The sequence below is a fragment of the Caulobacter sp. P4_E5 genome, assembly GCF_056401555.1.
On sequence record NZ_JBFUJD010000025.1, the window covers coordinates 42513 to 58988 of the forward strand.

General features: G+C 64.3%; 13 protein-coding genes, 1 tRNA gene and 1 pseudogene. 12 read left to right on the forward strand and 3 right to left on the reverse strand.

Annotated features, from left to right (window positions below; translation table 11 throughout):
• Positions 1-212 precede the first annotated feature (212 nt).
• Positions 213-289, forward strand: a tRNA-Arg gene (locus AC1DSO_RS10280).
• Between the two features lie 131 nt (positions 290-420).
• Here the strand turns inward: AC1DSO_RS10280 and AC1DSO_RS10285 are convergent.
• Positions 421-822, reverse strand: a pseudogene (locus AC1DSO_RS10285) (site-specific integrase); the annotation flags it as partial.
• A 307-nt stretch (positions 823-1129) separates the two neighbouring features.
• Here AC1DSO_RS10285 and AC1DSO_RS10290 point away from each other — a divergent pair.
• From AC1DSO_RS10290 to AC1DSO_RS10325, 8 genes are all read left to right on the forward strand, one after another.
• Entirely contained in the window at positions 1130-3202 is a 2073-nt protein-coding gene (locus AC1DSO_RS10290) for a TonB-dependent receptor (protein WP_477068731.1), read from the forward strand.
• Positions 3203-3332: 130 nt separating this feature from the next.
• Positions 3333-4508 carry a radical SAM protein gene (locus AC1DSO_RS10295; protein ID WP_477068732.1) on the forward strand — a complete coding sequence of 392 codons (1176 nt, stop codon included), beginning with the start codon at positions 3333-3335 and terminating at the stop codon, positions 4506-4508.
• Positions 4505-4756 (forward strand): hypothetical protein, encoded by a 252-nt coding sequence (locus AC1DSO_RS10300; protein WP_477068733.1) that lies wholly within the window; start codon positions 4505-4507, stop codon positions 4754-4756. Before AC1DSO_RS10295 ends, AC1DSO_RS10300 begins: the two co-directional genes overlap by 4 nt.
• A gap of 10 nt (positions 4757-4766) precedes the next feature.
• Positions 4767-5009 carry a hypothetical protein gene (locus tag AC1DSO_RS10305; RefSeq protein ID WP_477068734.1) on the forward strand — a complete coding sequence of 81 codons (243 nt, stop codon included), beginning with the start codon at positions 4767-4769 and terminating at the stop codon, positions 5007-5009.
• Between the two features lie 13 nt (positions 5010-5022).
• Positions 5023-7176, forward strand: a complete 2154-nt coding sequence (locus AC1DSO_RS10310; protein ID WP_477068735.1) for a peptidase domain-containing ABC transporter — start codon at positions 5023-5025, stop codon at positions 7174-7176.
• An 802-nt stretch (positions 7177-7978) separates the two neighbouring features.
• Positions 7979-8497, forward strand: coding sequence for an RNA polymerase sigma factor (locus AC1DSO_RS10315; protein ID WP_477068736.1), 519 nt, complete (start codon positions 7979-7981; stop codon positions 8495-8497).
• Positions 8494-9051 carry a hypothetical protein gene (locus AC1DSO_RS10320; protein ID WP_477068737.1) on the forward strand — a complete coding sequence of 186 codons (558 nt, stop codon included), beginning with the start codon at positions 8494-8496 and terminating at the stop codon, positions 9049-9051. The genes AC1DSO_RS10315 and AC1DSO_RS10320 overlap by 4 nt, the downstream gene beginning before the upstream one ends.
• 78 nt (positions 9052-9129) lie before the next feature.
• Positions 9130-9450 (forward strand): PepSY domain-containing protein, encoded by a 321-nt coding sequence (locus AC1DSO_RS10325; protein ID WP_477068738.1) that lies wholly within the window; start codon positions 9130-9132, stop codon positions 9448-9450.
• Here the strand turns inward: AC1DSO_RS10325 and AC1DSO_RS10330 are convergent.
• Positions 9447-10067: a hypothetical protein gene (locus AC1DSO_RS10330; RefSeq protein ID WP_477068739.1), complete on the reverse strand. Its 621-nt coding sequence runs from the start codon at positions 10065-10067 to the stop codon at positions 9447-9449. The two genes, AC1DSO_RS10325 and AC1DSO_RS10330, sit on opposite strands and share 4 nt — an antisense overlap.
• A 72-nt stretch (positions 10068-10139) precedes the next feature.
• On the opposite strand from AC1DSO_RS10330, the gene AC1DSO_RS10335 reads away from it, so the two are divergent.
• From AC1DSO_RS10335 to AC1DSO_RS10345, 3 genes are read left to right on the forward strand one after another with little or no spacing between them, the layout of a single operon-like run.
• Positions 10140-10445: an autorepressor SdpR family transcription factor gene (locus AC1DSO_RS10335; protein ID WP_477068740.1), complete on the forward strand. Its 306-nt coding sequence runs from the start codon at positions 10140-10142 to the stop codon at positions 10443-10445.
• 30 nt (positions 10446-10475) lie between these two features.
• Complete coding sequence (locus tag AC1DSO_RS10340; RefSeq protein WP_477068741.1) at positions 10476-11087, forward strand: hypothetical protein; 612 nt, start codon at positions 10476-10478, stop codon at positions 11085-11087.
• Positions 11084-11977: a TraB/GumN family protein gene (locus AC1DSO_RS10345; RefSeq protein ID WP_477068742.1), complete on the forward strand. Its 894-nt coding sequence runs from the start codon at positions 11084-11086 to the stop codon at positions 11975-11977. The genes AC1DSO_RS10340 and AC1DSO_RS10345 overlap by 4 nt, the downstream gene beginning before the upstream one ends.
• Positions 11978-12066: 89 nt before the next feature.
• Here AC1DSO_RS10345 and AC1DSO_RS10350 read toward each other — a convergent pair whose 3' ends face one another.
• On the reverse strand, positions 12067-15999 hold the full coding sequence (locus tag AC1DSO_RS10350; protein WP_477068743.1) for a transglutaminase domain-containing protein: 3933 nt from the start codon (positions 15997-15999) through the stop codon (positions 12067-12069).
• Positions 16000-16476 lie beyond the last annotated feature (477 nt).

The window sequence follows — 16476 nt, forward strand, 5'->3', positions numbered from 1 at the left end:
TCCCGGAAGCCTTCATGGACACCAATAGAGCGCCGCTGTCACGCCTGGAGAGGCCGCGAAAAGCGCGATCGATCCCGTTGAACCTTCACCAGGCGCCGGCGCGCCCGGAGACCGAACGCCGTTGCGCGAAACTTTTCGAGATTATCCGGCGAACCGGGCTTGCGTCCCCGGAATGAACCGGCTATCTCCCCCGCCTCGCCGCAAGGCAGTGCGCGCCCGTAGCTCAGCTGGATAGAGCATCAGACTACGAATCTGAGGGTCGGACGTTCGAATCGTTCCGGGCGCGCCAATTTTCTTCAATGATATCCATGCACTACTGTGCGCGTCAGTTGGCTCTCCAGCCTCTCTCTGACGCTCCCGTGACCGCTTTTGTGCCAAGGTCCGCAGTTCATCGTGCAGATCGTCGGTCCGAAGATGGCCGTATCGTGCGCTCATCTGAAGCGTGGAATGGCCCAGAACCCTGCTCAAACGGTAGAGATCGCCGCCTCCTTGAACCCACCATGACGCGAAGGTGTGGCGAAGGTCGTGCCAGTGGAAATCTTTGATTCCGCTCGCTTTCAAGGCTGACGCGAACGCCTTCTTCGGATCGACGTAGCGGCTCCCATCGGCCTTGCAGAAGAGGTATGGGGACGACGGTCGATTGGGGGCGTTCAGGAGGCTTTCGACTGTGACCATTGCTGTGTCCGCTAACGGCGCACGACGCGGCGCGTTCGTCTTGGTCTTGTCGAGATGAATCTCTCGCCGTTCGAGGTCAGTCGACCTGACGGTAAGGCCCAAAAGCGCTTCGCGCCGCATTCCGGTTTCGACCGCCAACGCCAGCATTGGTTTGAGGAAGTCACAGGTCCGGAAGAGGCCAGGACACGCGTCCTATTCGCATAGGCGGGACGGCTTGGGGCGACACGATGCTGGATGATGTGGATTGCGGCAGTTGTGCAGATAGATCCAACTTGAAGTTGCTGAAGCCAAATTTTCGTGTTTATGGATTCCAGGGTCGGGCATTGGCTTTCCCAGCTGACTGATCGGTTAGACGCACGGCAGGTTGGACACTCGCTCCGGTCCAATTTTCGTGCGCGAAGACAGGTGGTCCCGGTCGTTTCAAATGTCGGGGCTCGTTGTGCCGTCGTTCTTGATGATCGCCTTCGTCGGAGGCACTCCCGGGCAGGCTGCAGCAACTGATCCGCCCCCCCCTTTGCCTCAGGCGGACAAGACGCCGGCTCCCGTCGACGCCGTCATCGTCAACGGCCTGACCACCAACATCAGCACCCGCATCGACCGCCAGATCTATTCCCTGCGTGACGACCCGCAGCTGCAAGCGTCGCCACTGATCGACGTGCTCGCAAAACTACCCTCCGTCACGCTGACCGCAAATGGCGAACTGACATTGCTCGGTGTACCCGGCGTGACCGTGCTGGTGGATGGAAAGCCGGTTCCCGACGTCCGTAGCCTTCTGCGCAGTCCGGGCGGGTCGCGGATCGACCGCGTCGAGATCCTCACCAACCCGCCCGCGGAGTTCGCTGCGGAGGGTGTCGGCGGGGTCATCAACATCATCACCCACCACTCGTTCATCGACGGCCTGTCCGGGACCATCGACGCCAACGCCAATACACTCGGTTCCTCGGAGATCAGCCTGTCGCCAAACTGGAGCGCGGGTCGTTGGGCGGTGTCCGGTTCGGCCCGTTTGACGGCCGATCGCCCTGAGAGCCGCTCCATTCGAACGCGGGAGCTTTCGGGGGGCGGCCAGGGTTCGGGCGCTTCCATCCAGCGCTCGAAAATGACGTCGAACTTCAGGGGAGGCGCGGTTCAGCCCCAGCTTGTGTTCAGCGCCAGTGATCAGGTCAAAGTGGCTTTCGGCGGCGAAAGCAGCCGATCGCGAGGGCATCAGACGACCAATACCGAGGTCGATGCAACGGACGCAGCCTTCTCCCGGCAGGAACAGACGAAGCAGAAGACCCGGTTCGACATCGACAGCGCCAATCTCGGCTACGAGCGGTCAGGTCCGAAAGAGAGCGAGCGGTTCACGGCGGATCTGACCTGGTCTCGACTTGCCTCGGACACGGACTTGCTGATCACCCAGCATTTCACGTCCCGTGAAGCTGCAACATCGATCACCAACCGGACCACCAACGAAGACGCGGCGCTTAGCGCCAAATATGAGCGGCCGATCGGATCCGAGGCGAGCCTGTCTACGGGGATGGGGTTCGAACACGCCGGACGATCGGTGCGGCAATCCCTTACCGCACTCGCGGGTGAGCCGATCGGAATGCCCGACTTTGAGGACATGTCGGGCTGGCGCAACGTCGCGTCCGCCTATGGGAGTGCGCAGGCGAAATTCGGAGCCTGGACGGTCCTTCCTGGTATTCGGTTCGAGCGTGAGACCTATGCAGTCTCCACCGGAGGGCCGAAAGCCTCGGGCGGGAGTTCGGATCTCTTTCCCAGCCTGTTCCTCCGCCGAGCGCTCGGCAAGGCCGTGAACCTCAACATCAGCTATTCGGCCCGCATCTCGCGACCGGACATCACGGCGTTCGACCCGCAGATCGTCTATTCATCGGCGACACAGGCGAGCACCGGCAATCCGGACCTCAAGCCTGAGCAGATCGATTCCTTCGAAGCCAGGGTCGAGTACAAGAGGAACGGATCGGTCCTCAATATGACGGCCTATCGCCGCCTCTCGCGAAATGTGCTGGCCCAAGACTACCGCGTCCTCGACGGTGACGTGACGGTCTCGATGCCGGTCAATGCGGGCAAGCAAGACAGTTGGGGCATCGACCTGAACGTCCAGCGCCGGCTGTCATCGCGCGTAAAGGCGACAGTGGCGGGCAACGTCTACAATCGAACCCTCGACCAGGCAGGCTTTGGCCCTCTCGGGGGTAATTGGTGGGGCTACGCCGGAAGCCTTCAGCTCGAATACAAGGCGCCACCGCGCAAACAGCGGGAAGGCGACACCTACCTCCTCACGGCCCGCTACGTCGGCCCCATCGAGACCCCGCAGACCCGCTCGGACGGGTTCTTCAAGGTCGACGCGACGTGGCGCCATCCGCTCTCGGCCAAGGCGACTCTGGTCGTGACTGTCAGCGACCTGTTCGACAGTGTTCGCTACCGCAAGGTCATCGCGTCGGGCGTCGCCCGCGAGAAGGTTGAAAGCTGGAATCCGGCGCCGCTCCTGCGGATCGCTGTCAGCCGACAATTTGGGCGCGATGGCTAGTATTTGCGCCGCTCAATAAAAATGACAATTTCTGATAGTTTCGTGTTGTCATACATCCTAAAGTAGATCTAACCTTCAACGTCGTCCTTGAGCCGCTTCACGAGCCGCTCGGATGCCCAGGGGGGATCACATGGATGTTCGCGAGGCTGCGGCTGTAGCGGGTTCGGCMGATCCGGCCGCCTGGAGCAGCCAGTTTTCGCGGCAACGGATCGGCTCGACGATCACGCCGCGAATGCAGGAACTGATCTTGCTTCCGACCGAGAAGTGCAACTTCCGCTGCACCTATTGTTATGAAGACTTCGCGATCGGCCGTATGTCGGCGACAGTTCAGCGTGGCGTCGAGCTCTTTGTCGAGCGCCGGATCGCGGAACTGGCGAAACTGCGCTTCAGCTGGTTCGGCGGTGAACCGTTGCTCGCCCGTGACGTGGTCACCAGATTGTCGCGGCACGCTTTCGAGACCGCCAAGGCGCACGGCGTCGACTTCCAGGGTGGTCTGACGACGAACGCCTATCTGCTGACGTCCGAGCTGTTCGACGAGCTGCTGTCCTATCGGCAGAATTTCTACCAGATCACGTTGGACGGGTGGGGCGAGACCCACGATCAGGTCCGAAAGCAGGCCAACGGACGCGGCTCCTTCGACCGCATCTGGAACAACATGATCGCGATAGCGAAGCACGCAGGCGATTTTGAGGTTCTGATCCGGGTCCATCTGCGCCGGACCAATATCGACAGCGCCCGTCACCTCATGAAGGAAATCAGGGCGCAGTTCGGCGACGACAAGCGTTTCCGCGTGGACTTCGAACATCTGCGTGACCTGGGCGGCGATGGCGGAAAGACGGTTATCGCGCCTCTGTCGATCGCCGAGACCAAACAGATCGGTGAAGAGCTCAGGGCGATCCTGCGCTCGGGTCACGACGAGCTCCGCCTGGCGCAGATCGACAATCTCGATGTCGCGGTTGCCCAGGGCAAGCAGTTCGGCGAATCCGCTGCAGGCCAGCGGTCGAGCGATGTCGATCTGGATGGGCCCTATATCTGCTACGCGGCGAAGGCCAATTCGCTGCTCGTCCGCGCCGATGGGCGCGTCGGGAAATGCACCGTCGCCCTGAACGACGATCGCAACACGATCGGCAGCCTGCGCCCCGACGGCACGGTTCAGATCGACAACGCCAAGTTGCGCCCATGGCTGCGAGGGCTCGAGAGCCTCGAGGAGTCCGAACTTGGCTGTCCGCTCTTCAATCTCGGGCGCGCGATCCCGCCCGTCCCTGATGAAGGCCTCCCAAGGGAAAAGCAGGAGATGAAAGGATGAGTTCAGGTATCAAATTGACCGGGGTGACGCTCGACGCCGACGGGCGGATGGTACTCGATGACGAGTTCCTGAAGGGGCTTGCCGACGACGTTATGTTCACGACTGCCGGCGGTGACGGCGAGCGCAACACGCAGTGCTCGAACTTCTCGTCCTGCAACAACTCCTCCAACAGCGGCGGCTGCACGAACTCCTCTGGCCAGTGCGGGGGATCCACGAACGGCTTCATGCAGTGCAGAGTCACGCACTAGGAGAACGCGCATGATCTCTCTTGATCGCCTCGAACTCGGCGACGACGGACGCCTCGTCCTCGACGATGCCGAGCTGTCGACGCTCGCCATGGATGCCGATCTCACCATGGCTGGCGGAGACCTCAATCCCGCCAACTGCTCGAATAGCGGGTGCGCGGGTTCAACCAACAACAGCCAGTGCACCAACACCGGCGGCTGTGACGGCAGCAGCAACTACAAGTGTAACAATGGCGGCCACGTTACGCGGCCCTGACCTGACGACGTGAATGGGGCTTAGCATCTTGTTCGCCCGGGCGGCAGAAACGCTCCGCCAGTTTCGACGGCCTGCGGTCGAGCCGCAGACTGAGCCCGCGGACTGCGGCTATGTCTGCATAGCCGCGGTTTCCGCTCTCTACGGGCGGCGCATCCGGGTCGCGCAAATCAAATCGCAGGTGGGCTGGACCAGCCGCGGGCTGACCCTGCGCCAGGTGCGCGATGCGCTGACCGCGCTTGGCATCCTTGCCCAGGCCATCGCATTCGATCCGAAATCACCGAGCGCCTACCCCGCACCGGGCATCGTGCTGCTCCAGCGTGGCCACTACGTCGTCACCAGGCGTGCCCGGGGCAAAGTTGTTGAGGTTTTCGATCCGCGCTTCGGCTGGACCTGGATACCGCTGAAGCGGCTGGCCCGGGAGGCCAACGGTCTCGGCGTTCTCACGCAGAAACCCGTGGCCCCGCCCGCGCCGAGGAACGCAGATGCTGCGCCAAAGGCACGACAGCTCCTTGCCTATTTCAAGCACTATCTGGGTGTGCTCGGTGCGTGGGCAATCTTCTTTGCTTGTCTCGCGCAACTGCTGACCTTGGGCCTGCCGCTGGTCAGCAAGCTCGCGATCGATAACCTTGTGCGCCTCCCGGGGCACTCGCCATCGACATTCATCATCGCTGCGTTCTCGATGATCGCGGTGGTCGGAGCGATCACCAACTTCGCCGGATCGACGCTCAACGGCATCGTGAAGCGAAAGGCGCTCAATTCCTTCAGCCGGTCGATGTTCGACAACTTCGCGGCCAAGCCATTCGAATGGTTCAATGCTGTCAGGCCGGCCACAGTCCAGGCCCAGATTTCTGCGGTGGAGAGTCAGCTCTCTTTCGCCGGCGAGGTTTTCAAGGCCGCCGGCACGACCGCGATCAGCATTGTCGTGGGCGTCATCGTCCTCTTCAACATATCCCCATGGCTCGCGGCGCCCGGCTTCATCGGGTTGTCGCTGTCGATCATGATCGAGCTCGCGTTCAATCGCACCCAATCATCGCACTTAGCTGCCTCGTTCGAGGCGTCGCAGGCGCGACAGACCTTCAACCTCGAAGTCCTCGCGCAAATGCCGATGCTGGCGCGGTTCGGCTCCCTGGCGCGAGGGCGGACCCGCTATGCCATTGCGGTGTCGCGCATTGCGGAAGTCGAGTTCAAGCTTGAGAAAATCCGCAACATCCGTGATCTCGCCGAGACGTTCATCAAATCCGCGGAGACCCTGGCCTTCGTCTCGGTCGCGGCCCTGTTTGTAGCCTCGGACGGACGCGCGCTGGGTTCGTTTGTCGCTCTTGCCGCCTACAAGGATCTATTGTCCCAAGCCATCGCCGCCCTTTTCCAGCTCAGGCAACGCTATCGGGCCATGGAGATTGAGCGGCTCGTGACGGAGGACTTTCAGCCCCAGTTGAAGTTCGTACCGCCGCCGCCGCGGACGATCGAGCGCGGGATCGTCGATGTTCAAGACGTATCGTTCCGCTATGGCGCGCTGGACAATGAAGTCCTGTCCAGCGTCACGCTCCATGTTGCGGCGGGAGAGTGCTTAGTCATCAAGGGCGGTTCCGGCTGCGGGAAGTCTACGCTGGTCAAGCTCGTCTGCGGATTGCTCGAGCCGACATCGGGGCAGGTGCTGGTCGATGGACGTCAGCCAGAACACCCGATGGCTGGATTTTCCACGGTTTTGCAGAGCGACCGATTGTTACCCGGGAGCCTCCGAGACAATGTCGCCGTGTTCCGGCGCGGTATTGCCGATGAGAGAATCTACGAAGCGCTGCGGCTCGCGGATTTCGATGACTTCGTCCGTAGTCTGCCGATGCGGCTGAACACCCAGATCGGGGAGGGTCTAAGCGGCCTTTCGGGCGGCCAGCGGCAAAGGATATTGCTGGCGCGGGCGCTACTGGGTGAGCCCCGACTGATCATCCTGGACGAAGCGACCGCGAACCTGGACGTCGGTTCGGAGCGGAAGATCATCCAGGCCATCAAGGCGAGCGGAGCGACGCTGATCATCGTGTCTCACCGGCCCGAGATCTGGAAGTTGGGTGACCGCGTCATCGATTTCGTAGCGGGACGTTTCCAGTCCGTGGACCATCATGAGCCGCAGCAAGGGGCATCCAGCGAACCGGCGCTAAGGGCTGCGGTTTAACGAGCGGGGCCCCGGCTCAAACGCCTCGCGCTAGCTGGCGATACGCTCAATCAACGCGGCGATTTCCTGGCGTTGATCGTCGGGAAAGGTCTGCTCTCAATCGCAGGTGAGGTTCTATCTATAGCGGCGAGCGCGCGAGGCTGCAGGGACAGATCGAACGGCAACGCGCGGGAGCAACTGATGTCCGCCAGAGGCCCTAAGGAACTATTGTAAGCTGGCCCATGAACGTCACCTTCTTGGAAGCGTGTCAGAGTCGGCTCATGGCGCTAACCGGCCGGCGATGCAGACCTTCAGATCGGCGGAGAAGGGTGGGAAGCGGCCATCCGTTTCCTTCTCCCCTTGCGGGAGAAGGTGTCAGCGAAGCTGACGGATGAGGGGTCGATAGTCCTGTCGGCGTGGCGCTCAGCCTATCCGCTGTCGCGGCGGATCCGGTCTTCGACCCCTCACCCGACCGCCTACGGCGGCCACCCTCTCCCGCAAGGGGAGAGGGAAACAAGTCCGCAACGGGTCGATCTCGCCCCGGCAGACCGATAGCGCGAACGTCTAGTTCCTGGAGCTAAGGCAACGGCCGCTATTGGCGCGACCCGGCCCGAACCCGAACCCAAACCCAAACCCGAACCCGAACCGGCCATCGGGCAGGGCATGGGCGGAGAGCAAACTTGGAGCCGGTTCCGACGCTATGGCGGTCCGGCGCCGGTAAAGGATCACCCCAGAACGGATATCAGCAATGATCGCCGCGCCAATTGTGTGAGAAGTCCCATGCCGAACCGACTACCTCTGCACCTGGGGGATGTCGGATCACATGGCCGAACGTTTGAAGCAGCACGATCGATATGTCCTTGCCGCGGAGGCGTTCGGACCAGGACTGGAGCGCCTGTCCAAAGCCTACGAAGCCGATCCCGACCTCCGCCGCGACCTCCTGCAGGACATGCATGTCGCCCTCTGGCGGAGCTTCGCCGGCTTCGACGAGCGCTGCAGCGTTCGGACCTGGGTCTATCGGGTGGCCCACAACGTCGGCGCGTCGCACATCGTCAAGCAACGCGCGCACCTGTCGGGCCTGACGACCTTGGACAACCTCGATCTGCCCGCGACGGACCCCACGCCGGAGGACGCCGTCGGGGAACGGCAAGCCCATCGTCGCCTGATGGACATTGTGCAGCGGCTGAAGCCACCCGACCGACAGGTGATGCTGCTCTACCTGGAAGATTTCGAAGCCAGCGCGATCGCGGAGGTCACCGGCCTTTCGCCCGGCGCGGTGGCGACCCGCATCTATCGCGTGAAGGCGCTGCTGACCGCCGCCTTCACGGGAGGCCAACCATGATGATCGATGACCTCAAGACTCTTTGGCGACAACAACCCCTGGAGGGCCGTGAAGTGGATCTCGAAAGTCTCCGCGCGAGCGTTCGCGCCCAACTCGCTCACGCGCGCCGCGCTCGGGTCCTGCTGGTCCTGATGACATTGGTCGGCATGGGCCTATTCGCCTACGAAGCCGCGTCGGCCCCGACGGGACTCTTGCGGGTGGGCGAAGGCCTCTCGGCGGCCGGCTTCGTTCTGCTCCTAGTCCTGGGCTGGCGTCGTCTGGCGCTGACGTCGCCGGACACGGCGGAAGCGTGCGTGGGCTTTCTGCGAATGAGTCTCGCTCGGCGACGCGACGCGGCGCGGGGCGGATGGATCGTTCTAGTCGCCCCGCTGCTGCCGGGCCTGGGCGTCACTTTTCTTGGGCTGGCGGTCGCTAGCGGGCATAGGTGGCTTCAGCTCGCGCCCATCGTGGCGCTCCTGGCTCTGTGGCTCGCGATCATGCTGGTGATCCAGGCCAGGGAAGCGTCCAAAGTGGCCGCCGAGATCGCTCGGCTCGATCAACAGATCGGGGGGTGATGTCGGCAAAGGGCTGGCGCGGAAGGCGGGCCAGCCCATTCAGCCTTCATTCAGCCGCGCTTCTTCAAGTTGGCGAGCATGAGCCCGGTCAGGATCATGGTTGTCGCGGCCGCTCTGACCGCCGCCCTCGGCGGCGCGGCGTCGGCGCAGCGTGTCGACTCGGACTCGCTTGGGGCGAACTGGCGCGCTCGGCAAGACGAGACGCGCGCCGACGTCCAGTCAGGACAAGCGATACCCCTATCGCGCGCGATCGAGATCGTCGGTCGCCGGGTTCCCGGCCGCCTGCTCAACGCGGGCAGGGAGGGGGCCAACTATCGTATCCGCTGGGCCGCGGAGGATGGCCGCCGCATCGACTTCATCGTCGACTCCCGCACGGGTCAGATCCTGAGCGGCGGCTAGCCGTCGGAATCGAGCGCGACGATCATGGCTCTGCCGGCAAAGACGACGCCCAGCGCCAAGGGGGTAAGCAGCCACGCCGTGAGGGCCTGCGGAAGCGGCGCCCACAGACTGGTCGGCACGAGCGCGACGCCGATCACCAGGCCAATCAAGGCCCCGAGGCGGTTCAAGGCGAGCCGCCTCGGCGAGGCGGGCGCGTCACCGCGGCCCAACACGATCAGCTTGGCGGCGCCGTTGGCGGCCATCACCATCCAGATCGCGGCGGCGGCCAGGAGCAGGCGCGGCAGGGCCTCGCCCGGCGCGAACCAGCCGTAGATCACGCCGATCTCCATGGCCTCGAGCGCCGCGAACAGCCCTGCTACCCCTGCCAGCAGCGTAGCGCTCCAACGCCGGCGCTGGACGGCGCTTTCAGAGTCGCCCGTCGGCTGGCGCAGCGCCACGAAGAAGAGGTTCAGCAACAGGCCAGCGGGCGCGGCCAGCAGGGCCTCGATCGGCAGGGGCCGTCGCCCGGCCCCGAGGTGACCGAGCAGGGTCGGCAAATGCTCCACCGGCCGATCCGCGATGACGATCGCGGCCCCCGCCGCCATCAGCGCCGCCAAACTTCCGATCATGATGGTCAAGCGCCGGTCCATGGCGTCGCTCCCTGCAAATTTCAGATGGACGATAATTTGCTAATTAGCTAAACGTCAAACATGAACTCGATCTTCAAGGCGCTTTCGGACCCGACCCGCCGCCGGGTGTTGCAGCTGCTGCGTGAGCGGCCGATGACGGCCGGCGAGTTGGCGGGGCACTTCTCGATCGCCAAGCCGACGCTGTCGGCGCACTTCGCCGTGCTGCGCGAGGCCGACCTGGTCGAGCCGGTCAAGCAGGCCAACACCATCACCTACCACCTGAAGCTGTCGGTGCTCGAGGACGCGCTGCTGTCGTTCGCCGAGTCGCTCAACATTGGAACCGGAGCCCGGGACGAGGTCACCGACCGCGCCGCCAAGGGAACCTGACCCTAACCGTCGAACGCCAGGAGGCGTCGGATGAACAGATCGCTGAAGCTCGTCGCGCTGCTGGTCGTGGTCGCCTCTTTCGCTCTCTCCGTCGCCGCCCTGGCTTGGCGATGGCGTGAGGCCGAAGACGTCGCCGCGATCTTCGCTGGCCCAAGGCCGTTCAGGCCGGTGATCATCCTGGCCCTCCCCGCCGTCCTGGCGGGGCTGCTGGTCTTCACCGATCTCGGCCTCGCCCGTCAGGAGCCGCGCATCACCCGAGAGGGTCGGTGGTTCGTGAGCTTCACCCTGCTCACCCACTGCGTGCTGCTGGTCGCGATCCAGGTCTGGATGATCGCGACCTATCTCGGTCCGATCGGTCCCGACCCTGTGTTCGTCACGCGCCTGCTGACCGCGTTCATGGGCCTGGCCATGGCGGTGCGAGCCAATTTCTTCGCCAAGCTGCGGGGGCCGGACTCGGACGTGACGGGAGATTGGGCGCGCACCAGCCGTCGCTCCGCGATCCTCTTGACCCTGGCCGGGCTGGCGCTGACCGCCTGCGCGGTGACGCTGCCCATGCCGGCCCTGATCGCGGCCTTGGGTGGCGCCTTCGTCCTGGTCATGGCCCGGGCCGGCGCCCAACGTCGCGCGACGGTCGCCCGATGAGCGCGTTTTTCGATCGCGTGGGCGGCGCTGCGCGCCTCCTGCTGGCGCTGTTGACCCTGGGCTTGGCCGCGCCCGCCGTGGCCGAGCCAGCCCTGTGGGTGATCAAGGACGCCGACACCACCCTCTATGTCTTTGGTTCGCTCCATGCGCTGAAGCCCGGTGTCGAATGGCGCTCGGCCAAGTTCGACCAAGCCTTCGCGGCCAGTTCGGAGGTGGTCTTCGAGGCCGTCGTGCCGGACGACCCCAAGGCGCTGGCGCCGCTCATCCAGACGCTGGGCCTGGACCCCGCCGGTGGACTTTCCGCCAAGCTGTCGCCGGATGCGCGGACGCGGCTCGCGGAGGCCGCCAACACCTACGGCCTGCCGCCGGCCGCGCTGGAGCGCATGCGTCCGTGGCTGGCCGCCACCACCCTGGGCTCGGCTCCGCTGCTGCGCGCCGGCTGGGATCCGCGCCTAGGGCCGGACCTGGTCTTGCAGGTCGAGGCCAAGGCCAAGGGCAAGACGGTGCTGGGCCTGGAGACCGTCGAACAGCAGGCCCGCTTCCTCGCCGACCTGCCCGAGCCGCGTCAGGTCGAGGCGTTGACCGCGACGTTGGACAGCCTGGATGGCTTCATCCCGCGCGTGGAAGAGGTTCAGGCCGCCTGGCTGGCCGGGGACCAGGCGCGACTGGCCGCCTTAGGGGCGCCATCGCGCGCGATCCGCGACGCGGCCTTCGACACGATTATCCGCACCGACCGCAATCGCGCGTGGGCGGCCTGGATTAAGACCCGGCTCGAGCGGCCCGGAACGGCGATGGTCGTTGTCGGCGCCGGCCATCTCTTCGGCCGGGACAGCCTCGGCGACGTGCTCGCCCAGCAAGGTATCCGAGCCGACCTAGGCCTTGAGCGGTGAGATGAACGCCGCTTCACTCCCGTTGCCCACCCCGCCGTGGCTGGCTTGACAGTAGAGCGGGCCGACGGCGGTGACCGCACAGCCCGTGACTAGGGGCAGGTGCTCGCGCGCGCGTCCGTCACGCCGACCAAATTTCCATGCGGATCAAATGCGTAGCAGCTTCGGATGTTGAGGGCGGAAGTTGCTCCCGGATCCAGCGTCGAGGCTTTCAGCGCGTAGTGATTGGCGGCGTCATACTCATAGGTTGTCGTGACCGAACTAGCGTCGTCGATCTTCTCGATCTTCCGCTCGAGGAACTGAATGTCATTGAGGGTCGTGTAGAGAAGGTCCACCTGAGGACGCCTGTTGTCGACGTCAGCGGGCGAGAGGACACGAGACAGAGTTCCTGTCGTGGGGTTCCAAGTGAACTCCGTAACATTGCCCCGGGCGTCCGTCGTGAAACTCGGTTTGTTGCACCGGGCGGCGGCGGCGAGATCGCCGCAACCGATCACTGTTGATCCCACGAAATAGGCGGTCGAAGTCACCAACGGCGCAGGTTGGGGATCGGCGCCCGGCTTGGGAAACTGTGTCGAACTCAACAGGTTCGAGCGATAGTCATAGGTCTTCACGACGGCGTCACGCTCGGGATTTTCCGCTCTCGTCACGCGCCCAAGCCCGTCGTAGCGCGTGCGCGTGGCTCCTCCCAGGGGATCAAGCGCCACCGATTGGCGGCCGCTTTCATCGTAGATCACTTGGCGCCGGTTGAGCATGGGATCGCGCGAGGCGCCCAGGTAGGCGCCGGTCGTGAAGAATCTGGACTCGCTTTGACGCGCGTCGACCAGCGACGTCACGTGAGGCCGGATCACGCCGGGCTTGACGCTCCAGTTGAACTTCGCCCGCGGCTCAGTCACACCGGTGTCGACGATACTGGTCATGAAGGAATAGGCGAGAGGATCAGCGTAGTAGGAATAGGAGCGCGTGCGCAGGCCGTTGTGCAGCACGGCGCCGAGCAGGCCGTAGCAGAGATTGGATCCCTTTTCGCAGACCGGCGAATAGCCAAAGGTCACGCTGTCCAAGCCGGCAGAGACCTTATTCAAGGTGCCGGCATAGGTGCCCTGTTGCCARCACTCTTTCTCCGAAAGATACTGGCAGTGGTCCTTGTCGAACTGCTCCATTTGCTCGAATGTCAGCGTATAGCCGAGATTGTTGCGAACTGCCCGCAGGGATTCCAGATTGCCGTCCATGTTGACGGCGTAGTCTAGATCCACACGCATCCCTGTCGGGAAGGTCCACGCCTTCAACGCTTTTTGCGCGCCCGGTCCCACGACATGGTTCTCGTCGCGATACTTGAGCCGACGATACTGCTGCACGGATCCGTCCGCCATGCGCCAATCGTATTCGGCGGTTATGTCGTTGACCCCGCCGGAGACCTGGGTCAGTTCATCGGAAGGCGAAGCGCTGTTGCGCCAGGTTCCATCGACCAGGCGTACAAAGCGCCCGCTGACGCCRCCGCCTGAAAGGTTGCGGACATTGGCCAAGGCCTGGCCGCGCCACCAGCGCGCGACCGCGCCGGCCACCAGGTTCGCCTCGACCGTATCGCGCCGGCCCGCCTCCAGGGCCATCATGCTGGCGACCAACGTCGCCGCTCCGGCCGCGTTGTCGGCTTCGGGGAACAGGGCCAAGGCGTCGGAGCTAGCCGAAACGGACGAGGCCCAATTGTAACTCCAGCCCGCGCCGAGACCGCCGCCCTGAGCCGCCGCGCCGCTGGAATTATAGCTTCGCACCAAGCTGAGGCTGGCGGGGAAATCGCCCGCGCCGATGGTGATGTCCGGATTCTCCGAGAACGAGATCGCGCCGCTTTGCAGGTCGACCACACCAAGCTTCGTCGGCGCGAGGTTCTTGGAGATCGCCTTGACCTCCTGCTTGCCCAGGAAATCGAGCGGATTGGGCACGGCGGTCGTCGAGGCGCCCTTGCGGAACACGCCGCCCGCGCCGGGCTCGTAGATGACCCAGGCGCTCTCGGACCCGTCCGACCGGCGGGCGTAGAAGCTGCTGCCACCGTTATAGGCGCTGACGGCGACGGCGAAGCCCTTGCTCAGATAGCGATCGACCTCGGTCTTCAGGCTGGCCTGGATCGAGCCCGGAAGCAGCGCCGAGGTCTCCCCGGGATTGAGCACCGTCACCGTCTGACCCGTGGCGAAGCGCTCCGGCGCGTTGAGCGCGAACGGATTGCCGGTCGTGTCACCGAACTTGTCCCCTTCGGCCATGCTCTCGCGATCGGCGAACGAGGTGGAGAGGGCCGAGCTTTCGAAGGCGACCAAGGCCACGGACACGGCTTGCAGGATATGGTGGGCCTGGTAGGTCGCCCCCATGGGCGCCACCGCCAGAGCCGTGTCGATGTCCAGCGCGCCGTAACCGTTGACGCTGGGCTGCAGCGCCAGGCCCAGGCTGTGTTGCGGCAGGATCCGCGATTGGCTGAGCGGCTCGAACAGGGCCAGCGCGCGATCAAACTGAGCGGCCCACAGGTTGGCCAGATGATCCTTGCGGAACTTCATCTCGGCGCCGCGAACCTGGCCGTACGAGAACAGGCGACCCAGTGGATTGAAATAGTTCGGGCTTGGCACCGTGGCGCAGTTGGTCTCGCCCTCAGGATCGATTTCGAGCGGCGGATCATTGCCGTGGTAGCAATTGTCGAGGTCCTTGGCGCCGGGGACGTAGTTGGCGCCGATGAACGCATCGACCTCGGCGCGGTGCGCCGAATAGCGCTCGCCGGCGCCGCCGGCCGTGCGCACGATCAGATCGGCGCGGCGCCCCAGCTCCATCGTCTTGACCACGCTTTCGTCGCCATAGGCGCCGACGCCTGGATAGGGGTGACCGATCGAGAGCGTGACCTTGCCGTCCCAGACCGCGCCGTTGATCGCCGAGCCCTGGCGGTAGTTTCCGGCGATGCAGGGGTCGGTAACCGCCGCATCCGGCAGCGCTTCGCAGACCTGGTCATAGACCCGGAACGTCGCGTTCTTCTGGGCGTCCGAATATGCCTGCAGCTCGACGCGGTCCCCATAGATGCTCGGCAAGTCGTAGGTCTGGTCGAAGCCGGCCGTGGCGATCTGCAGCGTCGCCCGATAGACCGCCGGGACTTCGCCGGACCAGTAGGTCACCGCGCCCTGGACGCCCGGCGGTGAGGCCTGGCGCAATTGGGTCTCCCCGGTGGACACGATCGACCAGCCGCCGACCAGTTCCTTCATGCTGAGCGGCGACTTGTCGGTCTTCAGCCGCCCCACCAGGGTCGAGCCGATGCTGGTCAAGGTCGAAGCGATGCTGGTGGGGCTGTAGCCGGTCAGCGTTTGGGCGCCCTGGCTCAATCCATTGGCGGCCGAGGTCCAGGCGCCGCTGGGGCTGGAGCCCGCCAGGGCCCATAGGTCCTGGCCACTGGTCTGGACGTGCGTCTTCAGGGACGGGTCGAACTCATAGTTCTGGGCGCCGATCTGCGCCCGCACCCAGACGTGCAGCATCTTCACGGACGCGATCGCCCCCGATACGGAGGCGCAGTTGGTCTGCCCGTTGACGGTCGCCGGGGCGCCGCCCGAGGCGAGCAGGACACAGGCCGCCTTGGCGTCATTGACGCGCAGGATCGTCGACGCGGCCGCGCCCAGCTCCACCACGCCGATCGCGTACTGGGCCGAGTAGCCGGACTCGCGCAGCAGGTCGACCATCAGCGCCGCCTGGTCGAAATCGCCGCCCGCGCGGTCGGTCAGGATCCCGTCGGCGCCCTTGTGCAGGCCGAACTGGGGCTCGAACTCGAAGTTGTCGCGGACGAACTGATAGATGCGGTCGGGGTTCTTCTCCAGCCCTTCGGCCAGGTCCTGGATCCGGGCCTTGGGCGCCGCGGCGCCGGGAGAACTGGCGTCGATCGCCACCGTCGCCGGGTCGACCAGCTGCGATCGTTGAAGCAGGCGAACGCTGGGCAGGCCCGATGGCGGCAGATAGGTCGTCTGGGCCAGGGCGATCGCCGGCGACGCGACGGCGCCGGCGATGAGCAGCACGCGAAGCGCGCGGCGCGTGTCTTGAGCGTAAGCCACCGTCCCAGCCGCGCGCGTCGACGCCGACGCGGCCAAGCTCCGCCAAGAAAACCCAAACATGTGCCGAGACGCCCCCACCAACCTCAGGCGGCACAATCCCCAATTGAGGGAAGCTTGGCAATAAGGATTGGCTGGGTTTTAGAGGATTGCGGTGAGGGGGCCGCTAGCGCGACGGCCGGCTTCGAGGTCCTGGCAGGCCAAACGCACCGTATGACGGTGACGACAAGACAGCGGCGTGGAAATTTAAAATAATGCACCATCCGCACTCTGCCGTTAATCGCCAGGCCCACAGCATGGCCTCAATTATATAACTCTCTTAACAATAAAACGATATAGTTATATCTATAATATTATTCTGGAAACAATAGGATATTCAAATGAAAGAACTTCAAAACATTCATCTGGCGTCCAAACACCAAAACACATACTATCCTCCTCAGC

Coding starts and splice junctions, on each gene's coding strand:
- AC1DSO_RS10290 (WP_477068731.1), top strand. CDS start 1,130: ATGATCGCCTTCGTCGGAGGCACTCCCGGGCAGGCTGCAGCAACTGAT.
- AC1DSO_RS10300 (WP_477068733.1), top strand. CDS start 4,505: ATGAGTTCAGGTATCAAATTGACCGGGGTGACGCTCGACGCCGACGGG.
- AC1DSO_RS10305 (WP_477068734.1), top strand. CDS start 4,767: ATGATCTCTCTTGATCGCCTCGAACTCGGCGACGACGGACGCCTCGTC.
- AC1DSO_RS10310 (WP_477068735.1), top strand. CDS start 5,023: ATGGGGCTTAGCATCTTGTTCGCCCGGGCGGCAGAAACGCTCCGCCAG.
- AC1DSO_RS10315 (WP_477068736.1), top strand. CDS start 7,979: ATGGCCGAACGTTTGAAGCAGCACGATCGATATGTCCTTGCCGCGGAG.
- AC1DSO_RS10320 (WP_477068737.1), top strand. CDS start 8,494: ATGATGATCGATGACCTCAAGACTCTTTGGCGACAACAACCCCTGGAG.
- AC1DSO_RS10325 (WP_477068738.1), top strand. CDS start 9,130: ATGAGCCCGGTCAGGATCATGGTTGTCGCGGCCGCTCTGACCGCCGCC.
- AC1DSO_RS10335 (WP_477068740.1), top strand. CDS start 10,140: ATGAACTCGATCTTCAAGGCGCTTTCGGACCCGACCCGCCGCCGGGTG.
- AC1DSO_RS10340 (WP_477068741.1), top strand. CDS start 10,476: ATGAACAGATCGCTGAAGCTCGTCGCGCTGCTGGTCGTGGTCGCCTCT.
- AC1DSO_RS10345 (WP_477068742.1), top strand. CDS start 11,084: ATGAGCGCGTTTTTCGATCGCGTGGGCGGCGCTGCGCGCCTCCTGCTG.